Source organism: Streptomyces kanamyceticus, from assembly GCF_008704495.1.
Lineage (GTDB): Bacteria > Actinomycetota > Actinomycetes > Streptomycetales > Streptomycetaceae > Streptomyces > Streptomyces kanamyceticus.
The window spans coordinates 6581610-6599808 of sequence record NZ_CP023699.1 but is presented as its reverse complement, the minus strand read 5'-3'; the positions used below and the strand labels follow the sequence as shown (position 1 = coordinate 6599808).

Annotated in this window: 12 protein-coding genes; 11 read left to right on the top strand and 1 reads right to left on the bottom strand. The window is 71.7% G+C overall.

From position 1 onward, the window contains the following. Positions 1-1618: 1618 nt before the first annotated feature. Positions 1619-2293: a DUF4232 domain-containing protein gene (locus CP970_RS28455; protein ID WP_150494088.1), complete on the top strand. Its 675-nt coding sequence runs from the start codon at positions 1619-1621 to the stop codon at positions 2291-2293. Between the two features lie 76 nt (positions 2294-2369). Here the strand turns inward: CP970_RS28455 and CP970_RS28450 are convergent, their stop codons facing one another. After that, the gene (locus CP970_RS28450; protein WP_150494086.1) at positions 2370-4385 is read right to left on the bottom strand and encodes a serine/threonine-protein kinase; all 2016 of its coding nucleotides are present in this window, start codon (positions 4383-4385) and stop codon (positions 2370-2372) included. A gap of 397 nt (positions 4386-4782) precedes the next feature. Between CP970_RS28450 and CP970_RS28445 the strand changes: the two genes are divergently transcribed. The 10 genes from CP970_RS28445 (at position 4783) to CP970_RS28400 (ending at position 18199) form a co-directional block, all read left to right on the top strand. Next, on the top strand, positions 4783-5982 hold the full coding sequence (locus tag CP970_RS28445; protein WP_150494085.1) for an ROK family transcriptional regulator: 1200 nt from the start codon (positions 4783-4785) through the stop codon (positions 5980-5982). A gap of 67 nt (positions 5983-6049) precedes the next feature. Next, complete coding sequence (locus CP970_RS28440; RefSeq protein WP_055555393.1) at positions 6050-7390, top strand: ABC transporter substrate-binding protein; 1341 nt, start codon at positions 6050-6052, stop codon at positions 7388-7390. A gap of 11 nt (positions 7391-7401) precedes the next feature. Beyond that, positions 7402-8337, top strand: coding sequence for a carbohydrate ABC transporter permease (locus CP970_RS28435; protein ID WP_055555391.1), 936 nt, complete (start codon positions 7402-7404; stop codon positions 8335-8337). Positions 8338-8343: 6 nt separating this feature from the next. Next, entirely contained in the window at positions 8344-9249 is a 906-nt protein-coding gene (locus CP970_RS28430) for a carbohydrate ABC transporter permease (RefSeq protein ID WP_055555389.1), read from the top strand. Positions 9250-9257: 8 nt separating this feature from the next. After that, entirely contained in the window at positions 9258-10523 is a 1266-nt protein-coding gene (locus CP970_RS28425) for a 6-phospho-beta-glucosidase (protein ID WP_055555387.1), read from the top strand. Continuing rightward, entirely contained in the window at positions 10514-11503 is a 990-nt protein-coding gene (locus tag CP970_RS28420; RefSeq protein WP_055555385.1) for an N-acetylglucosamine kinase, read from the top strand. Before CP970_RS28425 ends, CP970_RS28420 begins: the two co-directional genes overlap by 10 nt. Before the next feature lie 235 nt (positions 11504-11738). Beyond that, entirely contained in the window at positions 11739-13247 is a 1509-nt protein-coding gene (locus CP970_RS28415; RefSeq protein WP_169801298.1) for a hypothetical protein, read from the top strand. Between the two features lie 32 nt (positions 13248-13279). Then, positions 13280-14275 (top strand): glutamate ABC transporter substrate-binding protein, encoded by a 996-nt coding sequence (locus CP970_RS28410; protein WP_055555383.1) that lies wholly within the window; start codon positions 13280-13282, stop codon positions 14273-14275. 73 nt (positions 14276-14348) lie between these two features. Continuing rightward, the gene (locus tag CP970_RS28405) at positions 14349-15668 is read left to right on the top strand and encodes a coiled-coil domain-containing protein (RefSeq protein WP_055555380.1); all 1320 of its coding nucleotides are present in this window, start codon (positions 14349-14351) and stop codon (positions 15666-15668) included. Beyond that, positions 15662-18199 carry a serine/threonine-protein kinase gene (locus CP970_RS28400; RefSeq protein WP_055555395.1) on the top strand — a complete coding sequence of 846 codons (2538 nt, stop codon included), beginning with the start codon at positions 15662-15664 and terminating at the stop codon, positions 18197-18199. Before CP970_RS28405 ends, CP970_RS28400 begins: the two co-directional genes overlap by 7 nt.

The following is an 18199-nucleotide window of genomic DNA, read 5'->3' as shown; positions in this document are numbered from 1 at the left end:
ACGCAACGCAATGCCCCACACAGCAAAGCCGAACCGGCAGGCCAAGCCCACGCCCGCAGCAGCGCCACACGGTGAACCGGCCCGCACCCGGCGACACAACGCAATGCCCCACGCAGCAAAGCCGAACCGGCGGGCCAAGCCCACGCCCGTAGCAGCGGCACACGGTGAGCCGGCCCGCACCCGGCAACGACGGAATGGCCCGAGCAGCGAAGCCCGCCGCCTCACCCCTGGGCGGCCCGGTCGGCTTCAACCTGCGGTGCAGGGACGGGAGTCAAGGGTGGAGCGCAGCGCAATCGGCGCAGCCGACGCGACGCAGGAGCGCCCTTTACTCCCGTCCCGGAACCGCCACGCTCCGAGAAACCGGGCGGCCCCCATCGACCCAACCTCCCGACCAACTCCAACTCCCTTGTCCCACACCGGACTACCACCCCACTGGCCGACGGCATGAGGCCGAGCCGAGAGGGGCGAGCATGCGGGGCGAGGCGCAGGCCCAACTCGGCACCACCCCTACTCGGACGGGCATCGACGCGGCGCCCCACCCGGGGGGAGAGAGGCGGCCCTTGCCTGGGACCCGGACCCGGAGCAGCCCCGGCGGGCCTCCCCCGGCCAGAGGCAAGCGGCCACACGCGGAGGGGGCGGGCGGGCGGGACGAGGCACCGGCACGACCACGCCGAGGGAAACAGGGCGCGGCTCGACCCAGCAGAGCAGCGAGGCTGCGGAACCAAGTCCGGCACAACAGCGCCGAAAGGGACGGGGATCAACGCGGCGAGACGAGAGGGGGTGGCAGCCTCGCCTCAGGCCCGCATCCGGACCAGCCCCGGTGGGCCTCCCCCGGCCAGAGGCAGACGGCCACACGCGGAGGGGGCGGGCGGGCGGGACGAGGCACCGGCACGACCACGCCGAGGGAAACAGGGCGCGGCTCGACCCAGCAGAGCAGCCAGGCTGCGAAACCAAGTCCGACACAACAGCACCGAAAGGAACGGGGATCAACGCGGCGAGACGAGAGGGGGTGGCAGCCTCGCCTCAGGCCCGCATCCGGACCAGCCCCGGTGGGCCTCCCCTGGCCAGAGGCAGACGGCCACACACGGAGGGGGCGGGCGGGCGGGACGAGACACCGGCACGGCCACGCCGAGGGAAACGGGCCGGGTCGGCCCCGTGAGGGAAACGCCTCCGTGGGGCCGGTCGCACGAGACCCACGTGTCGACGAGTGCATGCCACCTCTCGGGGTCAAGATCTGCCGAGTCACGGAACTGTCCCAGCGCCCGGTGACAGAGAACACGTGCCGACCGGCGACCGGAACCACCACCCCGACCCACCGGCCAACCACCCCCGCGCGACACGGCGAACCCACGTTCGACCCCCAGTTTCCGCGCCGGACGGCGCAGAAGAGGGATGCGGAAGGGACGCGGAAGGGGCACCGCACAGGACCGCGCACAGACCGCCCCCACCCGCCAACCGCGCACGTCATCCTCACCGCGCCTGTAACAGGAGTGTCTTAGGCGGAAGTTGAGCGGAACGGTTCGCCGGTCCCGGGCTGTCCTGGTGGTCAGTAACGCTCGCTCGTACCGCCCGGTGCCGAGCAGCCCGGCACCACCAACCGACACTGAGGGAAAAGACGATGCGCGTTCGCAAGCTCACCACCTTCGCCGCCCTGGCCGTCGCCGCGAGCCTCTCGCTCACGGCCTGCAACGGCGACGACGTCGCGAGCGGCGACTCGTCCTCCGCCTCCTCCTCGTCCTCGGGCGGCGGTTCGGACCAGGGCGGCTCGAACGACACCGCGGGCAAGGACTCCGGCGGCGAGAAGCCCGCCCCGGCGGGCAAGGACTCCGCGGGATCGGGCTCGGGCTCCGGCTCCGGCCAGAGCGGCACGGGCGGCAAGTGCCGCACCGACGACCTGAACATCACCGCGTCGGACAGCACCATCGACGGCGACACCGACGGCTCCGTCGCGGTGACGTTCGAGAACGGCGGCGCGGACTGCACCCTGTCCGGCTTCGCGGGCGTCGACCTGAAGACCAGCGAGGGCGACCTCTCCGCCACGCGCACGGGCCAGGGCGCCAGCCCGATGACCCTCAAGAGCGGCAAGTCGGTGTCCTTCAGCGTCGGCTACCCGGTCAACGACTCGGGCGGCTCCGGCGTCCGCGTCACCAGCCTCGTCGTGACCCCGCCCGGCGAGACGAAGTCGTTCTCCGTGGAGTGGCCGGGCTCCGGCACCCTGCCCGTCACCGACGGCTCCGGCTCCCCGGTCAAGGTCTTCGCGATCGGCAGCGCGGGCCAGGGCGGCGCGCAGTAACAACCCACACCCGCACACCCGCCCCCGCACCCACCCCTGCGCCCGCGACTGACCGCCCGGCCCCAACCGGCCCCGGTCAGTCGCGGGCGTAGTAGTAGCCGTCCCCGTGCGAAGGACCCACGTTGTGCTGGATGCCGCTGCCGTTGATGGTGAAGTACGAGGGGTCCATCGTCGGGTAGCAGGTGGGCGGACGGCTGCCCACGAACGTCGCCGTGCCGATGTTGATCCGGCTCCCCTGACTCCCGGACGACGTCACCTTCGCCGCGTACGTACACGCGGCCTGCTTCTCCATGGTCAGCCGGACGGCTCCGCTGCGGGAGATCGTCACCGAGTCGGGCTGCCCGAGGTTGAAGTCGCCGCTGAACTTCCAGGCCCCCGCGAAGAACGTGGGCACGAGGCCACCGCCCCCACCGCCGCCCCCGTTCCCCGAGCCGGATCCCGAACCGGAACCGGAACCGGAACCGGAGTCGCCGTCGGACGAGCCCCCTGGCGACGTGCCGTCACCCGCGGACGAGCCGGAGCCGCTGCCCTTGGAGCCGTCCGAGTCACCGGAGTCCTTGCCTCCGCCGCCGTCCTTCCCGTCAGCGCCGTCCGCCCCGTCCGCGCCGTCCTTGCCGCCGTCGCCCTTCTTGTCCTTCTTCCCCTCGTCCCCGTCGTTGTCGCCGTCCTTGTCCTTGGACTTGCCGCCCTTGGACGGTGAACCCTCGGGCGACGGCGACGAGTTGGGGCCCGGCGTCACCGGCGCGCTGCTGGACGGCGGCGACGCGCCGTCGTCGCTGTCACCGCCGAACGGCTGCAGCACCGCGACCGTGCCACCGCCGACGGAGAGTACGGCCACGACCGGGAGCGCGATCACCAGGGGACGGCGACGCCGCTTCCCCTCCCCGGCGGGAGCACTCCCACCGACCCCACCTGCCCTACCCGTCACCGCCGCCACCTCGGCGGCTCCCGCCTCAGCCCTATCCCCATCCCCAGCCCCGGCCCCTGCCCCCGCACGCAGCCGCGCCGTCTCCCGGTCCACCACCTCGGCCCCTGAGGACGCGTCCACCCCCTCGGCGACGACCGGCGCCACCTCCCGTACCGGCGCGGAAGCCTCCGCGTCCAGGAGTCGCGCCGCCTGCTGCGCGAGGCGCGTGACGACGTCGGCGGGCAGCCACGACGCCTGGGCCGCCGGCGGGCGTGTCCCCTCGGCAGCCTCCAACAGCTCGTCCAGGTCCGCGCGTTCGTCCACGTCCTTGGCGAGGCAGCGGGCGATGAGCGCCCGCAGGCCGTCGTCGGCCACCGCGTCGAGGTCGGGCTCTGCCTCGACGATCTGGTACATGACCGCGTGCTGGTTGCTGGCCCCGCGTCCGAAGGGCAGCGCGCCCGTCGCGGCGTACGTCAGGACGCAGCCGAGCGTGAACACATCGCTCTTGGGACCCGCGCTCTGGCCCTGGATCTGCTCGGGCGCCATGAAACCGGGCGAACCGATGACCATGCCGGTGCTGGTGAGGAGCGACTCCACGGAGGTCTGCATCGCGCGGGCGATGCCGAAGTCGATGACGCGCGGGCCCTCGACGGTCAGCATCACGTTCGACGGCTTGAGGTCGCGGTGGACGATCCCCGCCGAGTGGATGTCCTTGAGCGCGTGCAGGAGTCCGTCGGCGAGCGCGAGGACGGACTTCGCGGGCAGCGGGCCGTGGCCACGTACGACTTGTTCGAGGGAGAGCCCGGGGACGTACCCCGTGGCGACCCAGGGCAGGTCGGCGTCCGGGTCCGCGTCGAGCACGGGTGCGGTGTAGCGCTCACCGACACGCCGCGCGGCGTCGATCTCGCGCCGGAAACGGGCCCTGAACTGGGCGTCCGAGACGTGTTCCTCGTGGACGACCTTCACCGCGACGGTGCGGCCGCTCTCGGAGCGGGCGAGGTAGACCCGCCCCATGCCGCCCGCGCCGAGCCTGCCGAGCAGCAGATAGGGCCCGAACCGGGCGGGATCCGCCGCGATCAGCGGCTTGATGCCCCCGTCGAGGCTCTCGTCCGCGCCGCCTCCGCCGTCCCCGCCGTCCCCGCCGACTCCGTCGCCTTCGTGGACCCCGTCGGTCTCACTGGTCATGGTGGTCTGGTCCCCCGGTCGTCCCGCTGGTCAGTCGAACAGACGTGAGGATAAGTGCTGCCGATCACTCCCCGGAAGCTCGGGACGTGCGGGAGGGCAGGGACGGTTCTGCCCAACTGGGGAGTAAGGGACCGGAGTTATGGGATGGCCGAAAACGCACAGTGCGGGACGGCCGAGAGCACGCCCCGAACGGCCCACCCCCACGAACCCGACCCAAGTGCACCCCTTGCAACGCCCCGCCCCCACAGGTAACGACTTGGTTGCCGGGCGGGCGCCCGCTATTGACGCCTCATTCACGCCAGCCGTACGGTCCTCACCAATTGGAAAGTTTCCTAACAGTCCTGATCGGCCAGGGGTCGGCGATCAACCCAACGGCGGGCGGAAGGCAGGTGCCGTCATGGCAGCAGCGGGCACGGGCAGCACACCCGGGACCCCGGGGACCCCGGGCACCCCGCGCGTCCTGCGCGCCATGAACGACCGCGCCGTACTCGACCTCCTGGTCCTGCACGGCCCCCTCACCCGTACCCGCATCGGCGAGCTGACCGGTCTCTCCAAGCCCACCACCTCGCAGCTGCTCGGCCGCCTCGAAGCCGCCGGGCTCGTGCACACCACCGGCAGCCTCAGCGGGCGCCCCGGGCCCAACGCCCTGCTGTACGAGATCGATCCGGGCGCCGGGCACGTCGCCGCGCTGTCCGCCGATCCGACCGGCATCACCGCCCTGGTCGCCGACATCACCGGCACCGTCATCGGGCAGGCCCGCGTCGAGGCCGACGCCGTCGCCGAGGACGTGCGCCACCGCACCGCCCAGCTGGTCGCGGAGGCCGTCGACGGCGCGCTGCGGCAGGCCGGGCTCGGCCACGACGACCTGCGGGCCGCGGTGATCGGCACCCCCGGCGCCATCGACCCGCACACCGGCCAGCTGCGCTACGCCCCGCACCTGCCGGGCTGGCACTCCCGGACGCTGCGCGACGATCTCGCCGCCGTCCTCGGCACCCCCGTCGCCATCGAGAACGACGTGAACCTCGCCGCCGTCGCCGAGCAGTACGAGGGCGCCGCACAGGACTTCGACAACTACGTGCTGACCTGGCTCGACGAGGGCGTCGGCGCCGCCATCGTGCTCGGCGGCACCCTGCTGCGCGGCGCCACGGGCGGCGCGGGCGAGATCGGGTACATGCCGCTGCCCGGCGCCCCGCTGGTGCGTGGCGGCTCGGCGGGCAGCGGCTCGCCGGACGGCGGCGGTGACGGCGGGTTCGAGAGCCTCGTCTCGGCGTACGTCGTCCGCGAACTCAGCGGCGGCGGCGCGACGTTGACCGAGGTCATGGCCGACGACGCCGCACTCGGCGAGGTCGCCCGGCGCATCGCCACCGGCATCGCCGCCGTCGTCGCCGTCGTCGACCCCGAACTCGTCGTGCTCTCCGGCTCGGTGGCCCAAGCGGGTGGGGACAAACTCCGCGTACGCGTCGAGGAGGAGCTCACCGGGCTCGCGCTGCCCCGCCCGCAGATCCGCATCAGCGAGCTCGACGGCGACCCGATCCTCACCGGCGCCCTGCGCTCGGCCCTCACCCAGGCCCGCGACCAGGTCTTCGACACGGCCTGACCTCGCCCGACCGCCCACTTCTCCAGCCACTCACCGCACCTCTCCTCCCCCGTAAAGGAAGTCCGCCATGCCGCGATGGCGCATACCCACCTGCGCGTCCGCGGCGCTCGCCGCAGCCGGTCTGTTGCTCTCCGGCTGTGCCAACCCGAGCGTCGGCAGCGCGAACGACGACCCGACCAAGCCGGTCACCCTGAAGTTCTGGCACGGCTGGGCGACGCCCGGCGAGGTCAAGGCCGTCAACGACAGCATCGACCGGTTCGAGAAGCTGCACCCGAACATCAAGGTGAAGGCCACCGGGAACGTCTCCGACGAGACCATCAACCAGGCCCTGCGGGCGGGCGGCGACAAGGCCCCGGACGTGGTGTCCTCCTTCACCACCAACAACGTCGGCCAGTACTGCGACTCGGGGATGTGGGCGAACCTCGATCCGTTCATGAAGAAGACCGGCCTGGACAAGAAGAAGACCTTCCCCAAGACGCTTCTGGACTACACGAGTTACCGCGGCAGCCAGTGCGCCCTTCCGCTGCTCGCCGACGCCTACGGCATGTACTACAACAAGGACGCCTACAAGGAGGCGGGCATCGAGCGCCCGCCGCGCACGATGTCCGAGTTCAAGAAGGTCGCCGAGAAGCTCACCGTGCGCAGCGGCAAGGACTCGTACAAGCGGGTCGGGTTCATGCCCAACTTCCGCTTCTACCAGAACAGTCCGGACCGGCTCTTCGCGCAGTGGGGTCCCCAGTACTTCGACGCCAAGGGCGACGCGCGGCTCGCCGATGAGCCCAAGACGTACAAGTTCTTCAAGACGGCCGACCAACTCGCCGACGCACAGGGCGGGTACGACGACCTGGAGAGGTTCCGGCTGACCTTCGGCGACGAGATGTCCAGCCAGAACGCCTTCCTGACCGGCAAGGTCGCCATGCACCTGGACGGCGAGTGGCGCGGCCTGATGCTGGACGACGCGAAGGCGAAGTTCGACTGGGGCGTGGCGCCGCTGCCCGTCCCCGACGACCAGGCCGACACGTACGGACGCGGCTTCATCACCGGCACCGTCGCGGGGATCGCGCACAGCAGCAAGCACCAGAACGCCGCCTGGGAGCTGGTGCGGTTCCTGACCGCGGACACCGACCAGGTGGTGAAGTTCGCGAACGCCATCCACAACGTGCCCTCCACGTTCGCCGCCCTCAAGTCGCCCAAGCTGGACGCCGATCCGACCTTCCGGACCTTCTTCGACATCCTGCGGAACAAGCACAGCAAGGCCCTGCCGCCCTCCGTCAACGGCGGCGCCTACGTGGTCTCGCTGCAGGACTTCTCGTACTCCGTCGAGGCCGGACGCGTGGGTGATCTGCGCAAGGGGCTGAAGAAGCTCGACGACCAGATCGACGCCGACACCCTCCAGTCGAAGAGCTGAGGACCGAAGCCATGGCACTGCAACTCTCCAACCCGGCGCGCCGCAGGCTGCGCACGCTCGGCTTCCTGTCCCCCTGGCTGGTCGGCTTCAGCGTCTTCTTCGCGTACCCGCTGATCGCCACCGTCTACTTCTCGTTCATGCACTACAACCAGATCAAGGAGCCCACCTTCGTGGGCCTCAGGAACTGGCGGTACGTGTTCGAGCAGATGCCGCTGTTCGGCCCGGCCCTGTGGAACACCCTGTGGCTGGTCGTGATCATGGTGGCGCTCCGGGTGGTCTTCGGGCTCTCGCTCGGGCTGCTCATCACGAAGATCAAGACGGGCGCCGGGTTCTTCCGCACCGCCTTCTACCTTCCCTACCTCGCCCCGCCGGTGGCCGCCACGGTCGCCTTCGTCTTCCTGCTCAACCCGGGCACGGGCCCGGTCAACGAGATCCTGAGCTCGATCGGGATCACCGGGCCCAACTGGTTCAACGACCCGGACACCGCCAAGCCCTCGCTCGTGCTGCTCTCCCTGTGGGGCATCGGCGACCTGATGGTGATCTTCATGGCCGCGCTGCTCGACGTACCGAAGGAGCAGTACGAGGCGGCGGACCTGGACGGCGCGGGGCCCTTCGCGAAGTTCCGCTACGTGACCTGGCCCGCGATCACCCCGATCGTGATGTTCGCGGTGGTCACGGGCGTCGTGCAGACCATGCAGTACTACACGCAGGCCCTGGTCGCGGGGAAGGTCGCCTCCGGCGTCAACATCGGGCCCGGCTCGGTGATCCAGCCCGGCTACCCGGACCACTCGACCCTCACGGTCCCCCAGCTCGTCTACCAGATGGGCTTCCAGAACTTCAACACCGGTGCGGCGTGCGTTCTCTCGCTCGTGCTCTTCGCCATCGCCATGGCCGTGACGATGCTCCTGATGCGCAAGCGCTCCGGACTGCTCGCGGCGGAGGACTGAGGACTCATGACGACTACGACTCTCACCGCGCCGACGACACCCGAACGGACCGCCCCGACCCGGGGCCCCGCCGCCGCCCGCGCCCGCCGCAAGCGCATCCTGCACTGGATCGCCGTGCACAGCGTCGCGATAGCCGTCGCGCTGCTCTTCGTCCTGCCGTTCGTCTTCGTCTTCCTGACGTCGGTGATGAGCGACTCGCAGGCGATGAGCGGCGACCTGTGGCCCAACTCCTGGCACTGGTCGAACTACAAGGAGGTCTTCGAGACGCCGGGCTTCCTCGACTGGTGGCGCAACTCGCTGATGTACGCCGGTCTCGGGACCCTCTTCACCGTCTGCTCGGCGATCCCCGTGGCGTACGCGCTCGCCAAGTTCCGCTTCCGCGGGCGGCGCACCGCGATGCTGCTCGTCATCTCCACGATGATGCTGCCGCCGCAGGTCATCGTGATCCCGATGTACCTGGTGTGGGCCCAGCAGTTCCACCTCTCGGGCACGCTCTGGCCGCTGATCATCCCGATGGCGTTCGGCGACGCCTACTCGATCTTCCTGCTTCGTCAGTTCCTCCTCACCATCCCCAAGGAGTACATCGAGTCGGCGAAGGTCGACGGCTGCGGCGAGTTCCGCACCATGGTCAAGATCGTGGTGCCGATGGCCAAGCCCGGCATCGCCGCCATCGCGCTCTTCCAGTTCTTCTACTGCTGGAACGACTACTTCGGGCCGCAGATCTACGCGGCCCAGAACCCCGGCGCCTGGACGCTCAGTTACGGCCTGGAGTCGTTCAAGAGCGCGCACAGCGTCAACTGGAACATGACCATGGCGGCGACGCTGCTGGTCATGGCTCCCGTGATCATCATCTTCTTCTTCGCACAGAAGGCCTTCGTCGAAGGCGTCACCCTCACCGGAGTAAAGGGCTGAGAACCGATATGAAGCTCGCAGTGGTCGGCGGAGGCTCGACCTACACCCCCGAACTCATCGATGGATTCGCGCGGTTGAGGGACACCCTGCCGATCGAGGAACTCGTCCTCGTCGATCCGGCGGCCGACCGCCTGGAGCTGGTGGGCGGCCTCGCGCGGCGCATCTTCGCCAAGCAGGGCCACCCCGGCCGCATCGTCACCACCTCCGACGTGGACGCGGGCGTCGCGGACGCCGACGCCGTGCTCCTGCAGCTGCGCGTCGGCGGGCAGGCGGCCCGCGACCAGGACGAGACGTGGCCCCTGGAGTGCGGCTGCGTCGGCCAGGAGACCACCGGCGCGGGCGGCCTCGCCAAGGCGCTGCGCACGGTGCCCGTGGTGCTCGACATCGCCGAGCGCGTCCGGCGGGCCAACCCGAACGCCTGGATCATCGACTTCACCAACCCGGTCGGCATCGTCACCCGCGCGCTGCTGCAGGCCGGACACAAGGCCGTCGGCCTGTGCAACGTGGCGATCGGCTTCCAGCGCAAGTTCGCCAAGCTCCTCGACGTCGCGCCGGGCGAGGTCCACCTGGATCACGTGGGGCTCAACCACCTCACCTGGGAGACGGGCGTACGCCTCGGCGGCCCGGGCGGCGACGACATCCTCCCCAAGCTCCTCGCGGAGCACGGGGACGCGGTCGCCGAGGACCTGCGCATGCCGCGCGCGATCGTCGACCGGCTCGGTGTCGTGCCCTCGTACTACCTGCGCTACTTCTACCAGCACGACGCCGTGGTCGAGGAGCTGCGGACCAAGCCGTCGCGGGCCTCCGAAGTGGCCGCGATGGAGCGTACGTTGCTGGAGATGTACGGCGACCCCACGCTCGACGAGAAGCCCGAACTGCTCGCCAAGCGCGGCGGCGCCTTCTACTCGGAGGCGGCCGTGGACCTCGCGGCCTCGCTGCTCGGCAACGGGGGCAGCCCGTACCAGGTGATCAACACCGTCAACAACGGCACGCTGCCCTTCCTGCCCGACGACGCGGTCATCGAGGTGCAGGCCACGGTCGACGGCAAGGGCGCCAAGCCACTCGCCGTGCCGAAGCTCGACCCGCTGTACGCCGGGCTCATCGCGAACGTCACCGGATACGAGGACCTGGCGCTCCAGGCCGCGCTGCACGGCGGCCGCGAGCGCGTCTTCAAGGCGCTGCTCGCCCATCCGCTGGTCGGCCAGTACGCGTACGCCGAGCAGCTCACGGACAGCCTCATCGCGCACAACCGGGAGCACCTGGCGTGGGCGTAGGCACGAGCGTGCTCGCGATCGACGCGGGCAACAGCAAGACCGACGTCGCGGTGGTGGCGACCGACGGCACCGTCGTCGGCGCGGCCCGCGGCGGCGGGTTCCAGCCGCCGCAGATCGGCGTCGAACCGGCGGTGGACATCCTCGCGGACGCGGTGACACGGGCGTTCACCGAGGCGGGCGTGGCCTCCGTGGGCCATGTCTCGGCCTGCCTCGCCAACGCCGATCTGCCCGTCGAGGAAAGGGAGTTGGCCGAGGCCCTGCGGCGGCGCGCGTGGGGCGCGTCGGTCGACGTACGCAACGACACCTTCGCCATCCTGCGCGCCGGGCTCCTGGAGGACGCCGAACCGCGCGGCGTCGCCGTGGTGTGCGGCGCGGGCATCAACTGCGTGGGCATGCTGCCCGACGGGCGCACCGCCCGCTTCCCCGCCATCGGCCGGATCTCCGGCGACTGGGGCGGGGGCGGCGGCCTCGCCGAGGAGGCGCTCTGGTTCGCGGCGCGCGCCGAGGACGGCCGCGGCGAGGCGACCGCGCTGCGCGAGATGCTGCCCGCGCACTTCGGCCTGGAGTCCATGTACGCGCTGATCGAGGCGCTGCACCTGGGCCGCATCGCCCCTGTGCGGCGGCACGAGTTGACGCCGGTGCTCTTCGCGGCCGCGGCGGCGGGCGACGCCGTGGCGCGCTCCGTGGTGGACCGGATGGCCGACGAGGTGGTGGCCATGTCGACCGTCGCCCTCGACCGCCTCGACCTGCTCGACGAGGCGGCGCCGGTGCTGCTCGGCGGCAGCGTCCTGGCCGCGCGCCATCCTCAACTGGACGACCGGATCAGGGCGTTGCTGGACGAGCGGGCGCCGAAGGCGGTGCCCCGGGTGGTGGCGGAGCGGCCCGTGCTGGGCGCCGCGCTCCTCGGCCTCGACCAGGTCGGGGCGCCGACCGAGGTGCACGCGCGCGTGCGGGCGCATTACGAGGCCGCGGCCTCCTGAACCGCGGTGCGTCCGGGCCCCGTCGGCCCGGACGCACCGCGCCCCCGGAATCCGGACGCTCCGCGCCCCCTCAATGGCGCCCGCAGGGAACCGAACACCGGTGAATCTCGTGTTCAAGGGCAGGGATCCGAACAAGATCGAGACAAGGCCTGTGCGGATGTCAGTCCCTGCGGCAATACTTGCGGCCGTGCCCTGCTTCCCACGCTGACCGCGCGGGGCGGGGCGGGACCGTCCGATGACCAAGGGGGAGGTCGAGGTCAAGGTGACACATCCGCCGAACGGCAGCGCCGTGCCGCCGGGCCCGCCCGGGCAGCCGCCCGCCGTACCCGCGCCCGCGCCGCCCGCGGTTCCGCCGCAGGCACCGGGCCCGTCGCCCGCGCAGCCGCCGCGGTCCGCGCCGCCCGCCGCCGCGCGCCGCACGGCCTGGGCCGAGGGGACGGACCGGCTGCGCGCCGCGGCCACCACCGAGCCGGGCAGGCTGCGGATCATCGGCGCCTTCCTCGCCCTGCTCGTCGTCGCCTTCGGCGCGGTCACCACCTGGCAGATGACGGACCGTTCGGCCGCCGCGGACGACGTGCTGCACCGCAGCCAGCCGCTGAGCGCCGACGCCGCGGCCATCTACCGCTCGCTCGCCGACGCCAACACCGCGGCGTCCAGCGGCTTCCTCGCGGGCGGCCAGGAGCCCGCCGCGGCGCGCTCCCGCTACGAGAGCGACATTGAGCGGGCCTCGGAGAAGCTCGCGAAGGCCGCGTCGAACGCGGGCGCGGACTCGTCGTCGGCCGCCGCCGTGGCCAAGCTGAACAAGCTCCTTCCCCAGTACACGGGCCTGATCGAGCGGGCCCGCGCCAACAACCGCCAGGGCCTGCCGCTCGGCGGCGCCTATCTGCGCTACGCGAACGACAAGATGCAGACGCAGATGCTCCCGGCCGCCGAGAAGCTCTACAAGGCGGAGAACAGCCGCCTCGACTCCGACTACGGCAAGGCGAAGCCGTACCCGTGGTTCGCCATCGCCCTCGGCCTCCTCGCGCTCGCCGCCCTCGTCTGGGCCCAGCGCCGCAACTACCGGCGTACGAACCGGGTGTTCAACCACGGCCTGCTCGCCGCCACCGCCACCGCGACGGTCGTCATGCTCTGGCTGGTGGTCGGCCACACCTTCGCCAGGTCGGGCCTCAACGACTCCTACGACAACGGGGTGCAGTCCCTGAACGTCCTCAACGACGCCCGCATCAGCTCCCTGAAGGCCCGCGGCAACGAGAACCTGACCCTGGTCAGCAGGGGCGCGGAGACCATCGAGGTGGGCGGCAAGGTGCAGGACAAGTTCGACGTCTCCTACCGCACGCTGATGAAGCGCCTGGGCGACTCGGACAACGGACTGCTCGGGAAGGCCGCCGCCCTCGCCGACGACCAGGACGGCAGGAACCCGGTCGCCGCCGCCGTGAAGAACGTGGGCGTGTGGAAGCTGCGGCACAAGGAGGCGCGTGCCAGCGACGACTCCGGCGAGTACCAGGACGCCCTTGACAAGGTCATCGGCACCAAGGCCGACGCGCCGACCGGAGAGTGCTTCGACAACGTGGACGCCGCTCTCGAGCAGGCACTGGCGCACGAGCAGGGCGAGTTCAAGCAGGCGGCCGAGGACGGCAGGGGCGCCATGAGCGGCCTGCCCGTCGGCGCCGCCGTCCTCGCGGTCCTCGGCGCGGCGGGCGCCGTGCTCGGCATCGGCCGCAGGCTTTCGGAGTACCGGTGACGGGGCCAGAGGTGAGAGGAGGCGCGCAGACGATGCGTACACGACGTGGCACGGTCAGGCTGCGCGGCTGGGGCGGCGTGGGGGCGATGGGCGCCGCCTGCGCGCTCGCGGGGACGCTCGTGCTGGCGCTGCCGCCCGGTGACGGGGGCGGCGGGGACGACGGCGTGGGCCGCGGCGGCCCCGGTGTCACGGTCGCGGCGCCCGCGCGCGCCGACGCCGACGACTGCAACGACCGGAGCCTGCGCCCCTCGCCCAAGGACGGCCCGACGATCGAGGCCATCAAGAACCGCGAGGTCAAGAAGCTCGTCGTCGGCGTGGACCAGAACAGCTACCAGTGGGGCTACCGCGACCCGAACAAGAAGGGCGGTGAGCTGGAGGGCTTCGACATCGATCTCGCGCACAAGATCGCCGAGGAGATCTTCGGCAACCGCAACGCCGTCAAGTTCCGGGCCATCCCCACCAACCAGCGCATCCCGGCGATCCAGAGCGGCCAGGTCGACATGGTCGTCCGCACCATGACGATCAACTGCGCCCGCCTGGACGACGTCGACTTCTCCACCGGGTACTTCGAGACGGGCCAGCAGGTGCTCGCCCCCAAGAAGTCCGACATCACGGGCTACAACGACACGCTGAAGGGCAAGAAGGTCTGCTCGGCGGCCGGTTCCATCGCGGAGGAGGAGCTCAAGAAGAAGTCCTTCGGCGCCGACATCTCCACCACCGTGCCCAACCAGCTCGACTGCCTGGTGCGGCTCCAGCTCGGCGAGGTCGACGCCGTGGTGACCGACAGCGCGCTCGCCGCGGGACAGGCCGCACAGGACCCGACGGTCGAGCTCAAGGGCAAGGAGCCGTTCACCACCGAGCACTACGGAGTGGCGATGAAGAAGGGCTCGGACGACCTGGTGCGCCGGGTCAACAAGGTCCTCGAGGACTACCGCGAGGACGGCGGCTGGCAGAAGTCCTACGACAAGTGGCTCGCGGGCGGCCTCAACGGCAAGGTGACCCCGCCCGCTCCGGAGTACCGCGACTGATCGCCAACCGACCTGGTACCACTGAAGAGTTGCGGCACACGCAGCGCGGCACACGCAGAGCGGAGAGTGATCGATGAGCGTCACGGGACCCCCCGGTCCGGTACTGGACCGGGACGAGGTGGACCGTGCGCTGGCGCGCCTCGACGCCGAGCACGAGGCGATCGAGACCTCGCTCCTCGCCCTCCAGGACCACGCGGGCCGCCGCCTCCTGGAGGGCGCCGCGCTGACCGGCGTCACCGAGGAGCGCTGGGCCGACGCCGAGGGCCGTATCACGCTGCTCTGGGCGTACTTCGACGCGTACGCGGCCGCCCTGCGCACCGCGCACGAGCTGCGCGAGCGCCGCCGCTGGCCGAGCCGCGAGGACCTCGTGGAGCTCACGGAACTGCTGCGCGGCGAGTCCGTGACCGTCTCGGGCGGCTCGACGAGCGGCACATCGCCCTCGGTCACCGGGCCCGCCAAGCTCACCGAGCGCTTCACGCTCGAGCAGCTGGTGTCCCGGATGAACGACCTGTACGCGCACTCGCTCGACATGGTCGTCGCCGCCGACGCCGTCTGGTCGGCGCTGCCCGCCCGCATCGACCTGCTCGCCGCCGAGCTGTCCCGCACCCGCCAGCTCGCGCACTCCGTGGGCGTACGTCCGGGTGAGCACCCCTCGGGCGACGACCTGGAGCGCATCACCCGCGCCCTGACCGCCCTGCGCGAGCAGGTGGTCTCCGATCCGCTCGCCTTCTGGCAGCGCGCGCAGGGCAGTTCGGCGCCCGGCGGCGGCCGCCCCGGCACCGAGCGCTACGACCGCGAGGCACGCGCCCTGGAGGAGGTGCGCCGCGAGATCGACGCGGTGCTCACCGTCCGCCAGGACGCCGAGGCGCGCCTGGGCAGGCTGCGCGACGTGCTCTCCCGCGCGGACCGCACCCTCGCGGAGGCGCGCAGCGCCCGCGGCGAGGTCCTCGCGAAGATCGCCGCGTCCGAGGTGCCCGCGGTCAGCGGCCCGCCGACCGCGCTCCAGGAGCAGCTGGCGACGGCCGCCGACTACCGCAGGAACGCCCAGTGGCACCGGCTCTCGCCGCTCCTGGAATCGCTTGAGCAGAAGGCCGACGACGAACTCCTGCGCGCGCGTGAGTCGTTGACGGCCGTCACCGCGCCCCTCGCGGTCCGCGCCGAGCTGCGCGGCCGCCTGGACGCGTACAAGGCGAAGGTCGCCCGGCTCGGCCACGCCGAGGACCCGCTCCTGATCGAGCGGTACGACGCGGCCCGCCGGATGCTGTGGAGCGCGCCCTGCGACCTGCGCGTGGCCGAGCAGGCGGTGCTGCGCTATCAGCAGGCCGCGGCCGACGCGCTCGCGCCGAGGGTCCCCCAGCAGGGCGGGCCCACCGACCGGAGGGAGGAATCGTGAGCCAGCAGCAGTGTCAGCGGCCCGGCTGCACAGGGTCGTACGAGGACGTCGGCGGCGGCGAGCTGTACTGCGACACCTGCGGCCTCGCCCCGGTCGTCGCGCCCAACGGGATGGTGGGTTCGCCGCCGACCGGGCTCACCGTCGGCGGCAAGGGCTCGCGGGGCTCGGGCAGTTCGAGCTCCCGCTCGTCGTCGCGGTCCACGCGCTCGTCACGCTCGTCGCGCTCCCAGTCCTCGCGCAGGTCGGTGTCGGGGCGGCTTTCCCGCGCGCTTTCGGGGCGTTCGACCTCGCGCTCGGTCTCGGTGCGCAGTTCGGGCTCGTCGGCGGCCTCGTCGGCGCGCGGGCGGCTCGGCGTCGGCCTGGTCGCGGTGCCGGACGTGCCGCGCCCCGACCCGCGCGGGGCGGTGCAGAAGAACCCCGAGGTGCCCGAGCGGAAGCGATTCTGCTCGCGCTCGGACTGCGGCGCCCCGGTGGGCCGCGCACGCGGCGAACGCCCGGGCCGCACCGAGGGTTTCTGCACCAAGTGCGGGCACCCCTACTCCTTCGTACCGAAGCTGAACGACGGCGACATCGTGCACGGCCAGTACGAGGTCGTGGGCTGTCTGGCGCACGGCGGCCTCGGCTGGGTCTACCTCGCCATCGACCGCGCGGTCTCCGACCGCTGGGTGGTCCTCAAGGGCCTGCTCGACACCGGCGACCAGGACGCGATGGCCGCGGCGATCTCCGAGCGCCGCTTCCTCGCCGAGATCGAGCACGCCAACATCGTGCGGATCTACAACTTCGTCGAGCACCTCGACCAGCGCACCGGCTCCATGGACGGCTACATCGTCATGGAGTACGTCGGCGGCAAGTCCCTCAAGGAGATCGCCAACGGCCGCCGCACCGCCGAGGGCAAGCGCGATCCGCTGCCGGTCGAGCAGGCCTGCGCGTACGGCATCGAGGCGCTCGAAGCCCTCGGACACCTGCACAGCCGCAACGTCCTGTACTGCGACTTCAAGGTCGACAACGCCATCCAGACCGAGGGCCAGCTCAAGGTCATCGACATGGGCGCGGTCCGCAGGATGGACGACGACGAGTCCGCGATCTACGGCACCGTCGGCTACCAGGCGCCCGAGGTCGCCGAGGTGGGCCCCTCGGTCGCCTCCGACCTCTACACCGTCGCGCGCACGCTCGCCGTCCTCACCTTCGACTTCCAGGGCTATACGAACGTCTTCGTGGACTCCCTGCCCGACCCCGACAACATCGAGGTCTTCCGGACGTACGAGTCGTTCTACCGGCTCCTGGTGCGCGCCACGGACCCGGACCCGGCCCGCCGCTTCGCCTCCGCGCAGGAGATGGCCGAGCAGCTCACCGGCGTCCTGCGGGAGGTCGTGGCGCTCCAGACGGGCAAGCCGCGTCCGGCGCTCTCCACCCTCTTCGGGCCCGAAGTGAAGGTCACTGACACCGAGTTGTTCGCCGAGCTCTCGGGCGACGAGTCGCGTCTCGGGGTGCGCTCGCTCGCCCCCTCGGGCAACGGCGGCCCGCCCGCGCTGCCCGGCACGACCACGGAGGCCACCACGATCGTGCGCCCGCTGGACGCCGCCGTGACCGCCCTGGCCCTGCCGGTGCCCCGCGTCGACCCGAACGACCCGAACGCCGGGTTCCTCGCCGGGCTGCTGGCCTCCGCGCCCGCCGAGTTGATCAGCGCCCTCGACGCCGCGCCCGGCGACTCGATCGAGCTGCAACTGCGCGGCCTGCGCGCCCGCCTCGCGATGGGCGAGCTGACGCCCGCCGCCGAGGCCCTCGCCGATCTGGAGCGCCGCCACCCCGACGACTGGCGGGTGGTCTGGTACCGAGGCATCTCGGCCCTGGCGACCGGGGACTTCGAGAGCGCGGCGCTCTCCTTCGACGCCGTCTACGACGCGTTCCCCGGTGAGCCCGCGCCGAAGCTGGCGCTCGCCGTCTGCGCGGAGGTGCTCGGCCAGCTGGACAACGCCGCCGAGTACTACCGCCTGGTGTGGACCACCGACCCGAGCTACGTGAGTTCCGCGTTCGGCCTGGCCCGTGTGCAGCTGGCCGCGGACGACCGCGGCGGCGCCGTGCGCACCCTGGAGTCGGTGCCGGAGTCCTCCATCCACTACACCGCGGCCCGGGTCGCGGCGGTGCGGGCGCGGCTGCGTCGGCGTATGACGTCGGACACGGCGGCGGCGCCCGGAGCGGGCTTCCTCGACGACCTGACGGCCGCCGCGGGGCAGGTCGAGGCCCTGGCGGGCTTCGGTCTCGACGCGGTGCGCAGGGAGCGCCTGTCGACCGAGGTTCTGGGGACGGCGCTCGACTGGGTACTCTCCGGTAGGCACTCTGGTCACGCTTCCGCACCACCGGCCACCACCGGGGCGCGGGCCGTACTGCTCGGCAGCGACCTGGACGAGCGTGGTCTCCGGTTCGGTCTGGAGCGTTCGTACCGGACACTGGCCCGGCTCGCACAGGGTGGCCAGGAGAGGATCGAACTGGTGGAACGGGCCAACCGTTTCCGCCCCCGGACGTGGGTGTGA